Origin of the sequence: Acinetobacter sp. NS-4 (genome assembly GCF_037402435.1) — a bacterium.
Taxonomy (GTDB): Bacteria; Pseudomonadota; Gammaproteobacteria; order Pseudomonadales; family Moraxellaceae; genus Acinetobacter.
In genome coordinates, this window is sequence record NZ_JBBEUE010000028.1 from 1 (window position 1) to 20,713 (window position 20,713).

A 20,713-nucleotide genomic window follows, 5' to 3' on the forward strand; every position below is an offset into this window, starting at 1 on the left:
TAAAAAACATGCTGCTAGAAAATGCATATCAATAGATTGTATTTTTTAAAAATGTTATTTGTTTGGTATTTTTTTGTATTTTTTGTGACTTTTTTGTAGTATTATTTTTTAATCATTGTAAAAAATTTATGATTATCACGTGCTTGCAAGGATCAGAAATGATAAACCTCTTAAAAAAAAGTGCTGTTCTACGGACAACATTAGTTGCTTTGATTGGTTTATTTATTGGGCTGTATAGTGCTTTAGTTTTTGCTCAACCTAAAGCCGGAAGCAGTATTACCAATATTGCCAGCGGTGATTTTTATGATGAGCAGGGCAATCTGCAAGTGATTAATTCCAACGCTGTTGTTTTAACTGTTCAGGCCATTTATGCGCTCAATCTACAAAGCAATCAACAAAACATTGGCACCATTGGAAGTAAAGTTAATTTCCCACATGTGTTAACAAATACCGGTAATATTGTTGACGATTATAAATTGAGTCTCAGTCAGCTAACCAATGATCAATTCAATTTAGACAATGTGGCTGTTTATATCGATCAGGATCAAAATGGTGAGCCTGATGATAACAATAACTTACTTAATACAACTACGAGCTTTCGATTAGAGGCGGGTGAATTTGCTTCATTGGTGGTGGTTGGAAGCATTCCCACCAATGTCTCCGCAAATAATGTTGCAAATTTTACTTTAACTGCCACAAGTCAGCATGATAATGCGGTCGTTATGACGGTGAGTGATACCGCAAAAGTTGTTGACGATGCCGTTGTTCAGGTCACTAAAGCACAAAGTGTGAGTACCGGGAAAACTGGCACAGAAATTACCTACACTTTTAGTTATATAAATACGGGTACAGCAGCAGCCCGATTAGTTTTACGCGATACTTTAGCGACAGATATCAGCTATAAATCTGGCAGTGGTAGTTGGGGTAACGGTTCTGGTTCACTGACTGATGCTGATGATGTTGAAACGGGTGCAAATACTGCAATTAAATATAAAGTAAGTAATGGTCAAGTTGATGTTGAATTAGCGAGTATTGCTGCTTTAAGTAAGGGAACGGTTAGCTTTAAAGTGACGGTTAATCCGAATGCAGTAGAAAAAGTTCCCAATACTGCGGATTATCAACAATATAATGCATCAAATACAGTTTTAAAAAGTACAACAACCAATACCGTGATCTTTAATGTGCAGCAAACATTAGGTGTGGTATTAAACTATAGTCCTGCTAATGCCAATGATGATGGTGAGCCAAATAGCGGTGCGAATAATTTACAAACTCAAAATAATACCTTTGCTGGAACAGCGAAAGAAATTCAATTTGATCATTATGTCTGGAATACTGGGCAAGCAACAGATAGTTATAATTTAAGTTTAATCAAAAGTAATGTTCCAAGTTGTGCTGTGGTTCGTTTTTATTATGCGGATGGTCGCACGCTGCTCACAGATAGCAATGGTGATGGGATTGTTGATACGGGTGGTTTAGCTGCCGGCCTATCCAAAGCCATTAAACTGGGAATTTATTTCCCTGCGAATTGTACTTCAACAGCAAGCATGGATTTTGATATTACAGCTGCATCAATCACTGATACGGCGGTGAGAAATAGCACACGTGACCGATTAATCAATACGCTAAATATCGGTGACAGTGATTTATATAATAGTAATAATTCGGGGCTAGGTGTTGGAAATGTTGCGGATTCAGGTGGGCAAGCCTTGCTGATCAAAAATGCCGCAAAAGGTGCAAATGCAGTTTTTCCGCTGGTGATTAAAAATAATAGTACGGTAGCGAATAATTATAATTTATATGCTTCAAGTGCCAGCATTGATATTAATAGCATGAGTACCACTTTGCCAGCAGACTGGAAAGTGAAGTTTTACAATGGCGATGCCTCTTGTCAAGCCCTGCAAGGTGAAATCAGCAATACTGGAACTTTGGCTGCTTGGGCGGTTAAACAATATTGCGCTGTGGTCAGTGTTCCTGCCAACACAACTTTATCGAATTTTCCAATTTGGTTTGCGATGAAATCACCGATGAATGCGCAAGGGGATAGCATCAAAGACCAAGTTGATGTTGCGTATAGACAGCTGACCTTAGCCAATGATCAGCAAGGCCGAATTAATATCGGCGGTACTGTGGTTTATTTACATAGCTTAAAAAATGTAGGTTCATTTGTTGAAGGTGATATCAATGGCAAAGTGAGCTTAAATGTTGTGCCGCAGAATCCAAATGATGGCTTTAGCTATACGCTGTATTACGATGCGAATAATAATGGCGTGCTGGATGGCACAGATCCAATTGCCACGGATTTATTTATTTCCAGCGGTTTAGCACCTCAAAATTCAATTCAGCTGCTGCTAAAAGTTCAGGCGCCAACCACAGCAACCAATGGTATGGCAAGTGCTGCCAATATTGTTATTTCAGCGACCAATACCATTCAAGGCGTGACGTTGGCATCCGTCCAAAATACCGATTTAACCACGGTCGACCCGACACAACTCCGTTTAACCAAAGAACAAACCAAAGATGAAACTTGTGTGTTGATGAATGTTGCTACAGCCACATACAGCAGTACGCCATTAATGATTAAACCGAAGCAATGTGTGACCTATCGATTAACCATTAAAAATGATGGTTCAACACCAGCCGCTAATGTTGTGATTAATGATGTCGTACCCGCTTATAGTATTTTGCGCAGCAGTTTAGCGCCATCGGTGAGCAAAGGTGCTGTAGTGGTGAGTGGGAATCAAATCTCAGGAAATATTGGAGCACTTGCACCACAAGAGCAGGCAGCACTGTACTTTTCTATTCAAGTAACACCTTAAGTTGGGCGGATAATAGAAAATGAATATCATGAATACATTCGACAATTTTCGTACCAAAATTATTTCTTTGGCTGTTTTAGTCAGTACTGTGCTGGTGATGCAACAGTCCAGTTTTGCGGCTGTTTCGACTCGGAAAATTATCAGTAATATGGCGATTGGTGAATATACTGAAGAAGGCTCTACGGTTGTTCAGGTCAGCCGCTCGAATTTAGTTCAAACCACGATTCTGCCTGTTTATTCAGTCAATTTAACGGCAAACAATGCAAAAACTGTGGTTGCAGGGCAAACAGTCTATTTTAGTCATACCTTAACCAATACTGGCAATGAAACAGATCAATATACCTTTACTGTCAGCAATAATACTGGCGATAGTTATGATTTGAGTAATTTATCCGTATTTTTAGATAAAAATAATGATGGCGTGCCAGATGGTGCGGCAATGACCTCTTATGCTTTAAGTGCGGGTGAGTCTGTTGGTGTTATTGTTGCGGCGGATGTGCCGAGTGGCGCGACTGTCAGTCAGAATGGTTTATTAACATTAAATATCACATCTTTAAATAATGCTTCAGGCAATAAAACCAATATCGATACAGCCACGGTTACCAACCAGTCGGCTTTGACTGTGCGTAAGAAATTTTCTCAAACTACTGTAGTCAATGGTGGTGTGGTGACTATTCGCTTGGATTATCAAAATCTAAGCAATGTGGCGACTGGTAGTGTGACTTTAACCGATATACTTGATTCTAGTTTGACTTATGAATTAAATAGTGGTGAAAATTGGAATGGAGCAGCCGTTAATCCAAATACGGGAAGTAATGATCCGGTAGGGATTAATTATAGTGTGACGTCTAATGTGGTTAGCGCTGTACTAAGCAGTGTTCCAGCAAACAGTATTGGTTATATAGAATTTAAGGTCAAAATAAATAAAATAGCGGCTGGGCCAATCAATAATACAGTTGGCTTCCAATACGATCATGATAATAATGCGGCTACCACCGCAATTGTAGATGTCAGTAACACTGCAGTCGTCAATGTGGCGCCAATTTATGCAGTCAAAATTAATGGTAGTGCTACTGATGTAAATAATAGTGATACGATTGTGGCTAGCTCGGCTGCACAAGGTGGCGAGCTGATTTTCAATAACTATATTTGGAACACAGGAAATAGTTTCGATAAATTCAATTTAACTCTAACCGGAAGTACATTTCCTGCAGGCAGCCAAATTGAATTTTATCGTGCTGATGGTGTAACACCGTTATTGGATAGTAATGGTGATGGTATTCCTGATACAGGTTTACTGTCATCAAGTGCCAATTTGCCCATTATTGTCAAAGTTCGTTTACCGAGTAGCTATGCAGTTACAAGTAACACGTTATTTGAAGTCTCTCCTCAGGCTCAGTCTTTAGGCGATACTTCTAAAATAAGTATGATCAAAGACCAAGGCAGTTTGTTAGCAACGACAGCAGCTCAGTTGGTTGATTTGATCAATAGTCCTGAAAATAATGCTTTAGGTAATGGCAGTGTTGATAATGCTGGTGATGCCTGGAAGACGGTAACGACATCAACGAGTATTAATCCAGTCACTGGTGGTCAAGCAATTTTTCCATTGAAGGTAACTCATACCGGTGTTGGAACAGAATATTTACTCAGCGCAAATGCAGGCAGCGATTTTAGTAGTCTAACTTTACCCAATGGTGTGAATCGAGTTCGTTTTCATGTCGCACAAAATGGTACAAATTGTACTGTTTTGGGAGCTGAAATTGGTAAAACCAGTTACCTGAATGATGGCGAAAGTCAGCTTGTGTGTGCCGTTGTTGAAATAGATAAAATAAATAACAGTGTGACCACACCCATTTATTTCCGTGTTCTTTCAGCCAGTTTTGTCAGTGGAAATAATGGCAGCAATCCAAGCCAAGATACAATTAAAAATGCGATTACCATTCAAAGTGTAAATGCAGTTGCACAAGTGGAATTTATGCCGAACTCCCGCGGTCAAGTAGCTCCGCTCGGGACTGTCGTTTACAGTCATACATTAATTAATAATACCAATGCTGATTTTAGAGGTAACTATAGTTTTCTTATTAGCGACGATCAGCAAGCCTTTAATAGCACACTTTTTTATGATGTGAATGGAAATGGCGTATTTGATGCGGGCGATTTAGTCATGAGAAGTTTTGCTGATTTGCCAAGTGGCAAGTTAGCTGCACACGAGCAAGTGAAATTATTATTAGAAGTGAAAAATATGGGGGCAAATAATATTGCTCAAGCCAATAATACCATTGTAGATCTAACCAATTCAGCTGATGGTCAGGTTTTAGCATCGATAACTGATGTTACCACAGTCAATCAAGCGCAGTTGAAGCTGAATAAATTGCAAGCACGTGATTTTGATTGTAATGGCACCGCAGATGAGTCTTATACCACGAATAGTTTGAATATTGGTAAACAGTCAAATAATCAGGGTCAGTGCGTATTGTATAAAGTGATTTTGACCAACACCAGCGCGGCGGATTTAAATCGTGTTTTTACTTTTAGAGATATGACACCTGCTTATACGATTCTATCGCAATCTCCAGTGTGTACATCTTGCAGTAGTGTCACGAGTCCTACAATGGGTCAGGTGGGGGCATTAACTGGAACGTTAAATAGTGTGATGGCAAATCAAAGCTATGAATTTAATTTTGGGGTGCGCTATGTGGGTCAGTAATTCAATGGAAAAATTCAAGATAATGAAACTTGCTAATCATGCTGTTCTAAAATTTTTGATTTTATTTTTTTCACTGATCAGTAGCATTAGTATTGCTCAAGCTGCTTATCAGCGTAGTTATTTAAATTTTGATTTTGAGAGTACCCCATTAGGTACGGCATGCTATGTGCAGGTTGATGCGGCAAATGTGCCTGGCTGGAATACGACTCATAAGAGTCAGCAAGGTAGTGGTGGCTGTGGTAGTACAACTGCACAGTTTGGTAAATTGATTGAGTTATGGTCGAATGGATTCAGTGGCTATCCTGCAAGGCAGGGAAATGTATTTGCTGAGTTAAATGCTGAAGAATATTCAGAAATGCAGCAAAATATTTGTTTAATCAATGGCGAGCCAATTTCATGGAAACTCAGCCACAATGGTCGTGATGCTACAGATAGGATGTCTCTGCGCGCAGGCGCACAAACGATTGTCAGTGTAGCAACATCTAAAAATGGAGAGGGTTCTATTTTAAACTGTGCTTCTGGTAACTGTAATGTGTCATCAGGTGTCGTCGCCTATAATGGTAATAAATTCTGGGCAGATTACAGTGGAACATTTAATTATACAGGCGCAACAGGGCCAACGGTTTTAGGTTTTAAAGCAGACACAGGCTCATCAGGTTCGCTTGGTAATTTTTTAGATGCAATTCAAATTTCGGTAAAACCAATTATTGAGTTTGCTTCTGCAAATTATAATATTCCCGAAAATGGTACTCCTCAAGATATTAAAGTCATTATTGTAGGTATTATTCCTGCAGGCGGTTTAAATTTAACTTTTAATGTAAATGATGGTACACCTCCCAAAAATGCTGAAATCAATTTAGATTACAAAATTAATGGCAGCACTAATAAAACGTTTACCAAAACCATTCCGGCAGGTGATTATGGGATGGGCACACCCTATACATTAAGTATTCCTGTAGAAATTTTAAATGATAATGTTAAGGAGGAAGACGAACAATTTACTGTCACCATTCAAAGAGACGATAGTAATTTTTACTTATATTCTTCATCTGTTTGTGGTTCAGCAGGAAATGGTACAACCACCTATACAATTCTGGATGATGATGTGCCCACCCAGATGAATGTTGCAATAGCGAAGAGTCAACGGGCAGGAACTTCGGGAATATTTAGCAGTGATCCTCTAACTGTTGGAACAAATGGTACTGTCCAATATCGATTGGTGATGACAAATTTGGGTGAAAATCCAATTAGTCAGACTGCATTGGCAACATTCACCGATACATTGCCAACTAGTTTTTCATCTATATCTATTGTTTCTGCAACATCCTCTACAGCGGGTGAAAACTGCTCTGCCACAAAGTCAAGTAATACGATTAGTGGTACTTTTAGTGGAGCTAAAAACACAACCTGTACCGTTATTATTCAGGCAACTGCACCCTCTACAGGAGCTATACTGACCAATACGGCATCGACAAATGTACCTATTGGCAATACAGATATTGATACTTCAAATAACAGCAGTAGTGTACAAACGACAGTTGCCGCAGCCACACTTATATTAAATAAGGAAACCACGAGTGGTATTGGGACATTTAGTTATTCTTTAACCAATACCTTACAAAGTTCGGCAACTGTAGCTGTTGATATGCCAGGAAGCTCAACTCAAGTTGATAGTGATACTACTAAGTCGGGAGTGCAACCTTTTATTATTAGTAGTATTAATAATGTGGTGATCACAGAAACCCTGCCTACAGGGCAGAGATGGGAGCTTTCGACAGCCACCTGTAAAAACGCAGCGGGAACGACTATAACGTCCTCCATTTCAGGAAATGCATTGACCATTAATAGCAGTGGTATCACGGCAGGTGCAGTCATTACTTGTAATCTCATGAATTCAAGGCTACCTACTGTTAAAGTACAAAAAATATCTTATGGTGGAACAGGAACATTCTCGTTTAGCAAGACTAACCTGACAGAAACACTCAATAATATAAGTACATCTAGTGCAGGGATTCCTGCTCCAGCGAATCCAACAGCATTATCCGTGACTGTAAAAGGAACGAATGTCACCATTACAGAAAGTTCACCACCCACGAACTATGTCCTAACAGAAGCCAGTTGTAGAGATGACAATAGCCTTGTAACAGGGAATACAGGGACTTTTGGTAACTTAGTCAATTCAACTCGAGTGCTGACCATTCCATCTACCTATTTAATTACAGGTGGGGCGGATATTACGTGTACTTTTGTGAACAGACTTAATCCACAGACCGATTTAAATATTACTAAAACCAATAATGAAACGGCCTTACTAAGAGGGCAAAGTACTTCTTATGTAGTACGTGTCACGAATAAAGGCAGTACCCCTGTAATGGGGGCAACGTTGGCTGATGCTGCTGGCACTAATCAAACAAAAACCAGTGTGACCTGTAGTAATGCAAACAATAATAAATGTATGCCAAGTTCTACGCCTACAACGACTCAGATCGAGAGTGGATATGCCTTACCAAGACTAGATACTGATGAGTTTTATGAAGTCATTGTAACGGCAACCATATCGTCAAGCAGTATTTCGACGACCAATAATACTGCGTCAGTCGCAGCACCTTCGGGGGTGACTAATTCAGGAGTGAGTTGTACTGCTAGTAATTCGGGTGGTGTTGTACGTAGCTATAATACAAGCACAGGAGTATGTAGTGTTGCAGATACTGATTCTGTTTCTGCGGCTGGCCGAACTTTAACAGTTCAAAAAACATGGGCAAATGCTAAGCAGTATGACAAGGCAACGATTACTGCAGATACTACTACTGGCTTGGCAAAACTCGAGTCAATTGCAACAGGTGTGGCGAGTCAAACGGACAGTTCGAATATTCTTGTTGCTAATAGTACCAGTGTGACTTTAAAAGAAGTCATTGATATAGGTGATGGTAACTATACAGTCGCAACACCGATTTGTTCGGCAGGAACAGTGACCAACAATAACGATGGCACTTATAATTTAGCGATTCCATCTAGTGGTACAACAGGAATTACATGTACTTATACCAACACACGTAAAACTGCAACATTGAAACTGACTAAGACATGGACAAATGCAAAAACAGGTGATGTGGTTGCAATTCCTGCGACGTTGGGTTTAAGCACTAACACCACTAAGTTTAAGAGTACTGCTCCAACCCAAACTGATTCTAATACTGTCACAGTCTATGTAGGGGATACGGTAACATTGGGTGCAGAAATTGGTCTAAATGATTATGCGTCTGGTGATCCGAATTATGATGCGGCTGTGACCATGAATAAAGATAACTATAATGCCAACCTGAGTTGTACCGCGAATGGCGGAGACACAGCAAATTTATTATCTGGAACAAATGCTAAACAAAGCAACACCTTAATGATTGGTGCTAGTGATATGAGCAAGTTAATTACCTGTACATATAACAATAGTCGTATTCCACAACAAATTAGATTAGTGAAAGAGTGGAAAAATGCTGCTATTAATGACCAGATAAAAGTGGTTACCACAGGTGGAACAAACAATCCTGGTATGGTTTCTATTTCTAGCGGAAATAATATTGAATCAGGTGGCGTGGTAACAGTATATTCAGGAGATGTAATTTCATTGCCAGCTGAAAGTTTCATCAGTGGGAATGCAAGTCAATATACGATAACGACAGCTTGTAATGGTGGGACGCCATTAAATGATGGGTTGGTTGGGCGTACAATTACCGTTAGTAATAATACAGTTATTACTGTGTGTACTTATAAAAATACGAGAACAACACTAGATGTGATCGTTTCAGGTAAAGTATTTACTGATAATAGTGGTACTACAGGTGATGTTAGTAAAGCGTACAATGCTGTTCAAGATACAGGTGAAATTGAAATTGCTAATAGCAAGATTAGTTTAACCAATTGTAGTTCAACATCCTTAGCGACTACAGCAACCAATGCAAATGGTGAGTATCATTTCAGTATCCCTCAAAGCCAGTTGCCAGCAATGTTCTGTATCGTACAAACTAACTTACCTGAATATACCTCGGTAAGTGGTTCTAGCTCAACGGGAACATATAACCGAGATACAGACACCATTACAGTACCAAGAACCATCGCCACGAGTTATCTAAACAATAACTTTGGCGATGCCAACCTGAATGTGACGTTAACTGAAGATGGACAACATACCATTACTGCAGGTGAGGTAACAGATTATCCGCACCGTTTAACTGCACAGGCCCCTGTACAGTTAACCCAGCTCGTTCAAGGCTATTCAAACTCAAATAATGATCAACCTTGGCAGGCTCTGGTTTACCGAGATAGTAACTGTAACGGTACAGTTGATGTTGGTGAAACAGTATTTGATCCTACTGTATCTGGGTCAGTTTTATTACAGCCAAGTACAGATATCTGTCTAGTGCAGCGCGTATTTTCACCAACCAATATTTTTGCTGGCGCACAGCATATTGGAACGCTTCAAGCCAGTTATCAATTTATGCTAGCTAATCCAGCCCAGACTATTTCTAAGCAGACTGCTAAACGTCAAGATATGACACTTGTTGGCAGTGCTGGCTTAACCTTGACAAAAAAAGTCCGTGCTGTTGCAAGTTGCCCATCCTCGGCGGCTGATCAAAATGCTTTTTCTGTGAATAATCAAGCCAGAAAGCAAGATAATTTAGAGTATGAAATTATCTATAAAAATAATAGTACCAAGAAACTTCAGAACGTGAAAATCAAAGATAGTTTACCAACGGGTACAAATCTTGGCAGCATCAGCTGCGTCTCAACGCCTAGCGGAAACACGTGTAGTGCAAATAGCTCTGATAGTTCATTGCAATGGAATTTAACGGGAGTGTTAAATCCTGCTACAGTAGGATCTTTAAGATTCTGTGTCACACAATAATTTGAAAAAAAAGCAAGAAAATATTAACTAAGCAAAAAAAACTTTTATACCAAAAATAGATCGATTTGGTATAAAAGTTTTTTTGTTTGGATTAAGTTGTATTTAATATAAAAAAGTGTGACATACATCAATAAAAATGTATTAAAATAGTTTCTATTGTAGTTATTTAGTATTTATTTGAACAGAGTATCGAAAAGCTGAAATTATCGTTCAAAAAAAATAGATCGTGATATTTGGAGCAAGAAATATGTATTTAAAAAGTCAATGGAAAACAGATCTACTTGCAGTGGCGGCTTTATTTTTAGCTGTAAATGTAAATGCTGGAACTAAAGTATCAAAAGACCCTGTATCAGTAGAATTAAAAACTTATCTCGTTAGTGCGAGTGCAGATGGAAAACCGACAGCTAAGTTAGTTAGCAAAGTCAAGCCGAATGATGTGATTGAGTATCGTGCGACGTATACCAACAACACGGCTGGAAAAATTAAAAATCTTGCGGCGACTTTACCAATACCAGTAGAAACCCAATTTTTGGGTAAGTCGCAGCCAGAAAGCGCGCAAGCAAGTACAGACGGTATAAATTTTTCCTCAATGCCTTTAAAGCGCAAAGAGGGTAATCAAATGGTGAATGTTCCGCTTAAAGATTATCGTGCATTACGTTGGACCATTGCAGAGCTTCCAGCAGGAAAATCTGTCACGGTTTCAGCTCAAACACGTATTAATAGCGAAAAAACCAAAAACTAAACAAATCGACATTGAATATTCAATCGGGGTAAGTTCCAAATGTCCAATCAAACACAACGTTTAAAGTTCACGCAACTAGCCGCATCTATTGCATTGGTTGCTGGTAGCGCTACTTTCATCTCATCTGCACATGCAGAAGCTCCAACAGCTGGAACAAATATCAGTAACGTTGCATCTGCAACCTATACCGATAGTACGGGCGCAAGTAAGCAAGTAAACTCAAACATTGTTACAACAACAGTTTCACCTGTTGGAAGTCTCACTTTGGTAGCAAACCGTACTGCGACTGCCAACGCGAATGCCTTGGTATCTTTATCACATACCTTAACCAACAAGGGTAACGATACCGATACCTTTGCTTTAACGTTGGTTGACGTTGCTAATGGTAGTAGTGGTGATGATTATGACTTTAGTGGTCGTAAAATCTATCTTGATACTAATAATGATGGTACTCCTGATGGCGCGCCAATTACCAGCGTAACCTTGGCAGCAGGCCAGGCAGTTAACTTGATTGTTGAGGGTACTACTGAGGCAACAGCAACTGCGGGTAAAGTGGGTAAATGGACGTTAACTGCGACCAGTGGTCGGACTGATGTTGCTACTGGTGGAACACTCACTGCAAGCAATACCGATACAGTGACCATTATCAATGGTGCAGTAATTAGCCTGACCAAATCAGCCAGTGTAAGTCTGATCGATGCAACCAAGTCTGCTGATACTGATCGTGAAGTGACCTATACCTTGGTATATAAAAACACAGGGAACAGTGTGGCAACCAATGTTGCTGTGACTGACGTACTAGATGCTAAATTAGCATATGTTGCAGGTTCGGCACAATTGATGGGCGTTGCAAAAACCGATGCTGATGCTGATTCCGATAACTATAAGTTTGTTAGCAATACCTTAACCTTAAATATCCCATCTTTAGCGCCGAATACCACAGGTACCTTGACCTTTAAAGCACGTGTAGTACAAGATACCGACGTAGGCTTAATTAAAAACACTGCGGAAGTTCAGATTGGTACAGATCCAAAAACACCATCTAACGACAACTATGTTGAAGTAGCAAAGGTTTTCAAGGGTACCATTAACGATAGCGATATCAATCCATATGCTGATGGTGCAAATCCAGGTGCTTCTTTAGATAACCAGATTACCATTCCTGATCTACTTCAGGGTCAGGTTGCTGTGTTTGGTACAGCAGCGACTGAAAAGATCGTAATCCATAACACAGGTAATTTCGCCGACGAGTTTACGGTTTCAACCAGTAATGGTACCTTGCCTACTAACAGTGTGATTACCCTGTATCAGGCAGATGGAGTAACACCATTTGTTTCAACAGGTACGATTGCTAAAGGTGGTAAGTATGAACTGGTTGCAAAAATCACCTTGCCTGCATCCTATGCAAATGCAGCAAATCCAAACCTTACAGCAACTTTATTGGTAAAACCGAAGTCAAACCCAACTCAGACTGCTGATACCTTGGATTTGATTATTGCCAAAGTAACCCCTGCAACTGTGGACTTACATAACGGTGATGGGACTGCAACAGGAGGCACAGGTACAGGAGTTGGTACAGGTAAAGATACTGGACAATATGTTGATATCAAGTCTGTCTTACCAAGCCAGCCAGCAACGTTCCCATTACAGGTCGATAACCTTGGTGCAGTCAGTGATAACTTTAATTTATCCCATAATTTGCCAGCGGGCTGGGATGTGAAGTTTTATATTGCTGATGCGGCAGGTACTGGTCCAACAGGTTCACCAATCACCAATACAGGTAATATCAATGCTTCGACTGGTTTGCCTGCGCAAACAGATAATAAGCTTAAACTTGTTGCTGTAGTGACACCGCCATTAGGTGAAACAGCAGGCGATAAAGATGTACGCTTTACTGTAAGTTCCCCAGCAACAAATTTAAGCGATACCATCTCAGAAAAACTTACTGTACAGGCAGACCGTAAACTGGTTTTAAACCAGGATCGTATTGGTCAGGTTGCACCAGGCGGTACCATTGTTTATAAACACACCTTAACTAATAACAGTAACTTGATTGAAGGTGAATCTGGTATACCATTTGCTTTAACAGGTGTTGCTGGCTGGGCAACCAGTTTGTATATTGATAACAACAATGATGGCAATATTGACGTACTTGATACCTTGGTAACAGGATCTGCTCTTACGATCTCTGGTGGTATTGCCAAAGGTACTACAGTCAACTTACTCGTTAAGGTTCAGGCACCAACCAATGCAACTGTGGGTACGCAAAACCCAGTGGTATTGACGTTCTCACCAGTTGTTTACAACACCATTACACATCCAGTACTTACAAACACTGACTTGACTACAGTGACTGAAGGTCAGGTACGTTTGGTGAAAGATCAGTATCTTGCGAACTGTGCAACAGGCGCTGCCGTCAATGGAGCATATACACAGGGTACTGTGAATGCAAAACCAGGTGAGTGTGTGAAATATCGTATTGTGGCAACCAATGAAGGTAACGCAACTGTTACCAATGTGGTGGTCAGTGATAATACGCCGTCTTATACTACATTGAAGGCGATTGATACGGTATCACCAAAAGCAAGCAATGCAACGCTTGGCGGTATTTCTGCTGATGGTGCAACAGGTACAGTGTCTGCGACCCAGCCTTCTTTAGCGCCAAATGAAAATGCTGCATTAGAGTTTGTTATTAAAGTTAATAATTAAAATTCATTTGATGATTTCTAATCGTCAGCAATGAATGGATTAAGTGTGAGCACTTGCTAAATGCTGGTGCTCACATTACATAATTTTATTTTTTTATTTCGACTATTTAGTTAAAGGGTAAAGCGCTGTGCAGCGACTGAAGCAATTTCAAGTATGTCAAAACATGAGTTTCATGTTATCCACGTTGGCAATATCTATATTGTCTGCGCAGTATGGTCATGCGGCGAATATCCCTGAAGTCGGAAGTACTATTCAGAATATTGCTTATGCAACGTATATAGCACCAAATGGTATACAACAGCAGTCAGTTTCAAATGCTGTGGAAGTCAGTGTTTCAGCATTATATGCAATTACCTTAACGTCACCGCCTGTACAGGATATTGAACCCAATGTTCGTGTTATTTGGGCGAATACACTATCAAACAATAGTAATGCTTCAGTCAATGTTCAGCTAGAAGCCGTAACGATAAATGAACTCAGTAATATTAAAATTTATATAGATAGCAATAAAAATGGTCAATTTGATGCTAATGACCAGCAATTAATAACGACAGTGCCTTTACAAGTGGGGCAGAGCGTTAATTTGTGGGTTGTTGCGACTACAAGCTCAAGTTTAAAAGAAGGTCAGCAATTTAACTTACCAATTAAAGCAACTGTTGTTACCAATCAAGCAACTGTTGTTGACGATACCAATGCGACTGCAACTGCAATAGATAGCGCAATTAGCTACGGCGCAAAATTAGTTGCAACCAAAGAAGTACAACAAAAAACTTTTGAGCCTTCTGCCACAGCAAATTATGACTTGAACTATACTTTAAGCATCAGTAACCAAGGCCAAAAAGCAGCAAAGCCTACAGATGTGATGGTTGATGGCCAATTACAGAAAATGGTGTTGTTGGTCGATGAGTTGCCTGCAAATACAACATTTAAATCTGCTCAAGCCAAAAATGCTCAAGCTAAAATTCTATACAAGCTTGCAAATAATAGTTATAGCACTATTGCTCCAAATGACGTTACACAGATAAATCAGCTAGCTGTTGGTTTTCCACAAATTGCGGCGAATACATCTGAGCAAGTTGATCTTGTTGTCAGCATGAACCGTAATATTGCAAAAACAACAGTAAACAATACCTATCAAGTGTCTTATGCGGTGACAGATAGCCAAAAAACGGTTTTGTCCAATACTGCTTCCACTGTCGTGGGCGGTTCAGCAAATATTACAAATAATTCGGGTGATTTTAAAAATATTTTAGCGACTGGTAGTGTGAATAAGCCGCTTTATATTGCAGCTCAATATGCCAGCTGCAATGCAGACCGCTCTAGTTCAGATCGGGTCAAAATTCAGATTAAGTCAACGAAAACAGGTGACATTGAAGAAGTGATTGGCGTGGAAACAGGGATGAATACAGGCGTATTCCAGTATACCTTGCCGACTACATTTTCCGACAAAGGTATTTCATTTGATGCTGTTCTCCAAACGCTTAAGCGAGACCAAGTTGATATTCGTCTAACCGATTGTTTAGATGCTAAAGGGCAATCCACAGCTACGATTACAGATATTAATACCAATGTATTGATGGATCCGTATGGCACTGTATTTGATGCCAAAACAGGCTTGCCAGTTGCTGGAGCAACAGTGACGCTTCTAGATCAAAGTGGTCAGCCAATCGGGGATAATATTGCCTTTGAAGTGAACCCTCAAACGGGCGATTTAATATCGCTGCCAGCAAAGCAAGTAACCAATAGTGCTGGTGAGTTCATTTATCCGTTGGTAAAGTCAGGCACCTATAGTTTCGTGGTGGATACCAGCACTATTCCAGGAAATTCTCGCTATACATTTGTGAGTGATCAATCTATTTATCCAAGTTTCCCAGCAGATAAAGCGGTTGATTTTAAATGGTCATATGCAGGACAGTTCACCTTAAATAATGGTGATCCTGCATTGAATATTGATATTCCGATTGATCCAGAAGCGGCAAACAGCAGCTCGTCATTATTTGTGAAAAAGGCGGCATCGAATAAAACCGCAGAAATTGGCGAATTTGAAGAATATACGGTCACTGTGGCTAACCGTGGCACTATAGATTCGACCAATGTTGCCATTACAGATACTTTACCTAGAGGATTTATCTACGTGCAAGGTTCTATGCGCGTAAATGGAATGAAAGTGGATGATCCTTTTGGCGGTAAGGGACCTTATTTAAAACTTGGATTAGGTACACTTACACCAAATAAAGAAGTTAAAGTTCAATACCGCGTTTATATTGGGCCAAATGCGCTCAATGGCGATGGGATTAACCGTGTACGTGCTAAAGATGCTCAAGGTCTTGAGTCCAATGAGGCTTCTGCAAAAGTTGAAGTCATACCGGGTGCCATGATTTCTGATGGCTTCATTGTTGGCAAGGTGTTCACTGACTGTAACCGCAATGGTATACAGGATCCTGGTGAGATTGGCGTGCCGGGGGTACGGATTTATCTTGAAGATGGCAGTTATGTTATTACCGATAGTGAAGGGAAATATGATTTTTATGGCATCAGTGCCAAAACCCACGTTTTAAAAGTTGATCGTACCAGTTTGCCCTTGGCTTCTGAATTGGTCTTGATCAGCAACCGTCAAGCGGGAGATCCCAATAGCCGTTTTGTGGATTTAAAACGCGGCGAGCTGCATCGGGCAGATTTTGCCATTACAGATGATGCTTTACAGTGTTCACAACCTTTGATGCAGCGCATATCCGATCGGAAAAAACAGATTGAACAAGACAATACGAATTTGGAGCAAGTGCTGCGTTCAGATTTAACACTAGATCCGATTTTCTCTAAAGTGAGTGATGTGCGCGGTCAGCCAGCCAGCGGCTGTATTTCTGCGCAAGGTGTTCAAGCCAACTGTAATCTTGACTTCTCCAAAGAGCAGATTAAAGAGTTAAAACAAGTTCAGTTTGAACCAGATAAAACAGGAATAAGACCTGCAATTGCCCTCCCTATCTCTGAAGCTTTAGTCATCCCGAATGTCTCCCCCTCAGCAGTGAAGATGATTAATTTGGAAACCGCTTTAGAAAGTGCGGTCAACAATCAATTAGAGATACTGAACTTAAAAGATGGGCAGATTCTGGCTTATGCTCAGACTTCTGTTCAGTTGAAAGGTGCTGCTGGTACACAGTTACAGCTATGGGTAAATGGCGAGCAAGTGTCAGAAAAGCGTATCGGTAAACGGGCTGTTTTACCTAGTTTGCAGGTTTCAGGCCTCGATTTTATTGGGGTAGATCTTCATGCAGGCCGCAATGTGATTGAAGTTCGTCAAGTGGATATGATGGGCAATGCCCGCGACACAAAACGCATTGAAGTGATTGCGCCTGATCAATTGGATAAGTTGCGGCTTGAACCGAGCAAGGCTGCAGCACAAGCCAATGGTTATGACCGTTTTAATGTGACTTTAAAAATTGTCGATCGTCATGGCACTTTAGTTTCAAGCCGTACGCCGATTACCTTAGATAGTTCAATCGGTAAAATTGACTTATTAGACTTAGATCCAAAACAACCTGGTATTCAGGTCTTTGTTGAAGATGGTACATTGGTTGTGCCTATTCAAGCACCGATTGAAGCTGGTGAGGGGACATTATCGGTTGAGAGCGGTATTTTCCATGCCAGTACTCCTGTACGTTTCTTACCTGATTTGCGACCAATCATTGCAGTGGGTATGCTTGAAGGCTCAATTAATTTTAAAAAGTTTGATCCGAAACAATTGAGCGGCATCAATTCAAATGACAGTTTTGAAGAAGAGCTCAGTGAAATTTCTTCTTCTCATAATGGTCAACACAGTACCACTGGACGGACAGCTTTGTTCTTAAAAGGCAGAGTCAAAGGAGAATATTTACTCACGCTGGCCTATGATTCTGACAAAGATAAAAATCAGCGGCTGTTCCGTGATATTCGCCCTGATGAATATTATCCGGTTTACGGTGATTCAGCCGCTAAAGGCTTTGATGCACAATCGACCAGTAAGTTTTATGTGCGTGTTGATAAAGGCCGTTCATATGCTATGTATGGTGATTATGTTACCCGTACTGAAAATGATGAAGGACTCTCTTTGGGGCAGTATAACCGTTCTTTAACTGGTGTCCGTGGTGCAGTAGAAACAGATAAATATAAAGTGACTGCATTTGCAGCAAATACCAATACCCAGCAGGTTGTCAATGAACAGCGTGCAATGGGTATTTCTGGCCCCTATAGCCTGGGTAGCGTGAATGCACAAGATATTCGTGATAATAGTGAAAAAGTCGAAGTAATTACCCGTGACCGTAATAATCCTGGACTTATCATTAAGCGCACGACACTGACTCGTTTTACCGATTATGAAGTAGATTCTTTTAGCAACAGTATTTATTTAAAAGATCCAGTACCAAGTGTGGATGCGGATCTAAATCCAGTTTACTTACACATTACCGTGGAGTCTGACCAAGGTGGCGAAGAATACACTGTTGGTGGCATATCGGGTTTAATGAAAATGAACGGGCATGTTAAAGTGGGGGGGGCTTATGTCAAAAGCGATAACCCACTTGCTCAAGATCAACTGGCCAGTGTGAATACGGTAGTTAAATTTGCCAATGATAAAGGTAAATTAATTGCTGAATTTGCCCGTTCAGAAAATGTGAATAATGGCCTTGATAGCTTAACCCAGATTAATGCTGAACCCGATGCATCTGGAAAATTATCAGGCAATGCGGGGCGGATTGAATTAAATTATGCTTATAAAGACTTGGAGATGAAACTTTATCATAACCAAGCAGATAGCGGATTTTACAATACGGCTGCATCGATTACTGCTGGCCGTAAAGAAAGTGGCATTAAAGGGCGCATTCAGTTAGATAAGATTGGTTTAGCCAAATTAGAAGCAATTCGTACCGAAGATCAGTTGAGCGGTGTTAATCAAGGCGTTTCGGCGAGTATTGAACGGGCGATCAATCGGATTGTGGCGCTAGAGCTTGGCTTAAAATATTATGATGAATCAGCTGATCCAGCGACACTAAATACCATGCAAATTGCTCCTTATCATGGTACATCGGTCCGCACAAAATTGACGGGTCAGCTACCTTGGCAAGGTTCCAATGTGTTTGCTGAATATGAACAGGATATATCGGAAGCAGATCGTCGAGTTTTCGCTTTGGGTGCAAATTATCAGATTAATGCAAAATTAAGAGCATATGGCCGTCATGAACTGGTCTCAAGTATTAATGGCTTGTATGATTTAAATAGCAGCCAGCGCCGTAATGTCACGGTTTTTGGTGTTGACAGTAAGTATAATAACAATGGCACCGCATTCAGTGAATATCGTGTGCGGGATGGCATCAGTGCGCGCGAAGCTGAAGCTGCCATTGGTTTGCGTAATCGCTGGGAACTTGAAAAAGGCTTTTATGCCAACACCAGTTTTGAGCAAACCAAAGCATTATCAAATGCTAATAACCTGAGTTCAGACAGCACAGCAGCATCATTGGGGGTGGAATACTTGAAAAATCCGGATTGGAAAGCTGTTGCACGTATTGAAGCACGGTGGGCAGACCAAGCGGATACGATTTTGAATAATTTAGGGATGGCTTATAAATACTCGGATGATGTGACATTATTGGCGAAAAATGTAATCAGCCAAACAGACAGTAAGAGCCAAAATAGTGGAGACCGCTTAGTTGATCGCTTCCAAGTGGGTTTAGCATATCGGGATACTGAACGCAATCGTTTTGATTCGTTGGCGAAAGTGGAATATCGTTATGACCATAATCAAACAGATTTAAACAATTCTTATTTAAAGCATGTTTATATTCTCTCCAATCATCTGAATTATCATCCAACGCAAGATTTCACTGTTTCTGGTCAATATGCGGTAAAAAATGTGAATACCACTTTCTCTGGATTAGAGTCCAGCGGAATGACTCATATGTTGAGTGCACGTGCGATGTATGACATTAATGAACGATGGGATGCAGGTGTGCATACAGGCGCATTGTGGTCCGATATGAGTTCAGGGAAGCGCATTTTGTTGGGTGCTGAAGTAGGCTATTTGGTGGCTGTAAATCTATGGGTTTCAGGTGGATATAATTTTTCTGGCTATAAAGATGATGACCTTGCAGATAGCGATACTACGCTTCAAGGTGCATATGTGCGTTTTAGATTTAAGTTTGATGAAAATTTGTTTGGAAATAGAAATATTACTAGCAATACCACAGGTGGATTATAATGAAAAAGCTTTTCAAAATGGTGGTTGTATGAAAGTATGACCTAAGTATTTAGTAGATATATAACCAAACCTGTTAAATCTATGAATTTAGAAAAATAGTTTTTGAGTATATATCCATACACCCATAATTATTTTAGTTTCTTCATTGTAGTTAGCTATCAAACTAACTACAATTTTAACTTTATGTAGTTTGTAAAATTAATGAAAATTTATTCCGAGAGTCGGGATCAATATATAAAACCATATGTTTGTTTTAATTAAATTTTCAAAAGGTACTCATTTTTATAAGTAAAATCTCTGCTATTACAATAGCTTGAATAAAAATAACTCTATCATCTTAATGATTATGAATAGCCACCGATTTTGTAGACACCTTTTAATCAGACGTAAAGCCAAATGAAGACATCTCACTAGATAGTGAAACTGTATTTATTTTCATATGACTTCTACCGGCTTATAATTAAGCTTGAGCTCTGTAAGGGGAGCCGGTTTAGCAAAATAGTAGCCTTGAAAATGATTACAGTCATATTCTCTGAGAAACTGGGCTTGGGCTTGAGTTTCTATACCTTCAGCAACCACTTGTAATCCTAGTTTATGGATCATGACAATG

Annotated in this window: 7 protein-coding genes; 6 read left to right on the forward strand and 1 reads right to left on the reverse strand. The window is 40.0% G+C overall.

Going from position 1 to position 20,713, the window contains the following annotated elements; all coding sequences use genetic code 11:
* The first annotated feature begins 158 nt into the window (after positions 1-158).
* The 6 genes from WAE57_RS15320 (at position 159) to WAE57_RS15345 (ending at position 20,103) form a co-directional block, all read left to right on the forward strand.
* Positions 159-2,819, forward strand: a complete 2,661-nt coding sequence (locus WAE57_RS15320) for a hypothetical protein (RefSeq protein ID WP_337711233.1) — start codon at positions 159-161, stop codon at positions 2,817-2,819.
* Positions 2,820-2,838: 19 nt separating this feature from the next.
* Positions 2,839-5,526, forward strand: a complete 2,688-nt coding sequence (locus WAE57_RS15325) for a hypothetical protein (RefSeq protein ID WP_337711234.1) — start codon at positions 2,839-2,841, stop codon at positions 5,524-5,526.
* The gene (locus WAE57_RS15330; protein ID WP_337711235.1) at positions 5,513-10,426 is read left to right on the forward strand and encodes a hypothetical protein; all 4,914 of its coding nucleotides are present in this window, start codon (positions 5,513-5,515) and stop codon (positions 10,424-10,426) included. The genes WAE57_RS15325 and WAE57_RS15330 overlap by 14 nt, the downstream gene beginning before the upstream one ends.
* A 247-nt stretch (positions 10,427-10,673) precedes the next feature.
* Positions 10,674-11,168, forward strand: coding sequence for a hypothetical protein (locus tag WAE57_RS15335; RefSeq protein ID WP_337711236.1), 495 nt, complete (start codon positions 10,674-10,676; stop codon positions 11,166-11,168).
* A 39-nt stretch (positions 11,169-11,207) separates the two neighbouring features.
* A complete protein-coding gene (locus WAE57_RS15340) occupies positions 11,208-13,877 on the forward strand; it encodes a hypothetical protein (RefSeq protein ID WP_337711237.1) in 2,670 nt (889 codons plus the stop codon).
* Between the two features lie 172 nt (positions 13,878-14,049).
* The gene (locus WAE57_RS15345) at positions 14,050-20,103 is read left to right on the forward strand and encodes an SdrD B-like domain-containing protein (protein WP_337711238.1); all 6,054 of its coding nucleotides are present in this window, start codon (positions 14,050-14,052) and stop codon (positions 20,101-20,103) included.
* Between the two features lie 435 nt (positions 20,104-20,538).
* On the opposite strand, the gene WAE57_RS15350 is transcribed toward WAE57_RS15345, so the two are convergent.
* The gene (locus tag WAE57_RS15350; RefSeq protein WP_337711239.1) at positions 20,539-20,706 is read right to left on the reverse strand and encodes an EAL domain-containing protein; all 168 of its coding nucleotides are present in this window, start codon (positions 20,704-20,706) and stop codon (positions 20,539-20,541) included.
* Positions 20,707-20,713 lie beyond the last annotated feature (7 nt).

Bases quoted from the DNA above. Each gene is read 5' to 3' on its own strand.
- WAE57_RS15350 (WP_337711239.1), bottom strand. From the start codon at position 20,706: ATGATCCATAAACTAGGATTACAAGTGGTTGCTGAAGGTATAGAAACT.
- WAE57_RS15320 (WP_337711233.1), top strand. From the start codon at position 159: ATGATAAACCTCTTAAAAAAAAGTGCTGTTCTACGGACAACATTAGTT.
- WAE57_RS15325 (WP_337711234.1), top strand. From the start codon at position 2,839: ATGAATATCATGAATACATTCGACAATTTTCGTACCAAAATTATTTCT.
- WAE57_RS15340 (WP_337711237.1), top strand. From the start codon at position 11,208: ATGTCCAATCAAACACAACGTTTAAAGTTCACGCAACTAGCCGCATCT.
- WAE57_RS15335 (WP_337711236.1), top strand. From the start codon at position 10,674: ATGTATTTAAAAAGTCAATGGAAAACAGATCTACTTGCAGTGGCGGCT.
- WAE57_RS15345 (WP_337711238.1), top strand. From the start codon at position 14,050: ATGTTATCCACGTTGGCAATATCTATATTGTCTGCGCAGTATGGTCAT.
- WAE57_RS15330 (WP_337711235.1), top strand. From the start codon at position 5,513: ATGTGGGTCAGTAATTCAATGGAAAAATTCAAGATAATGAAACTTGCT.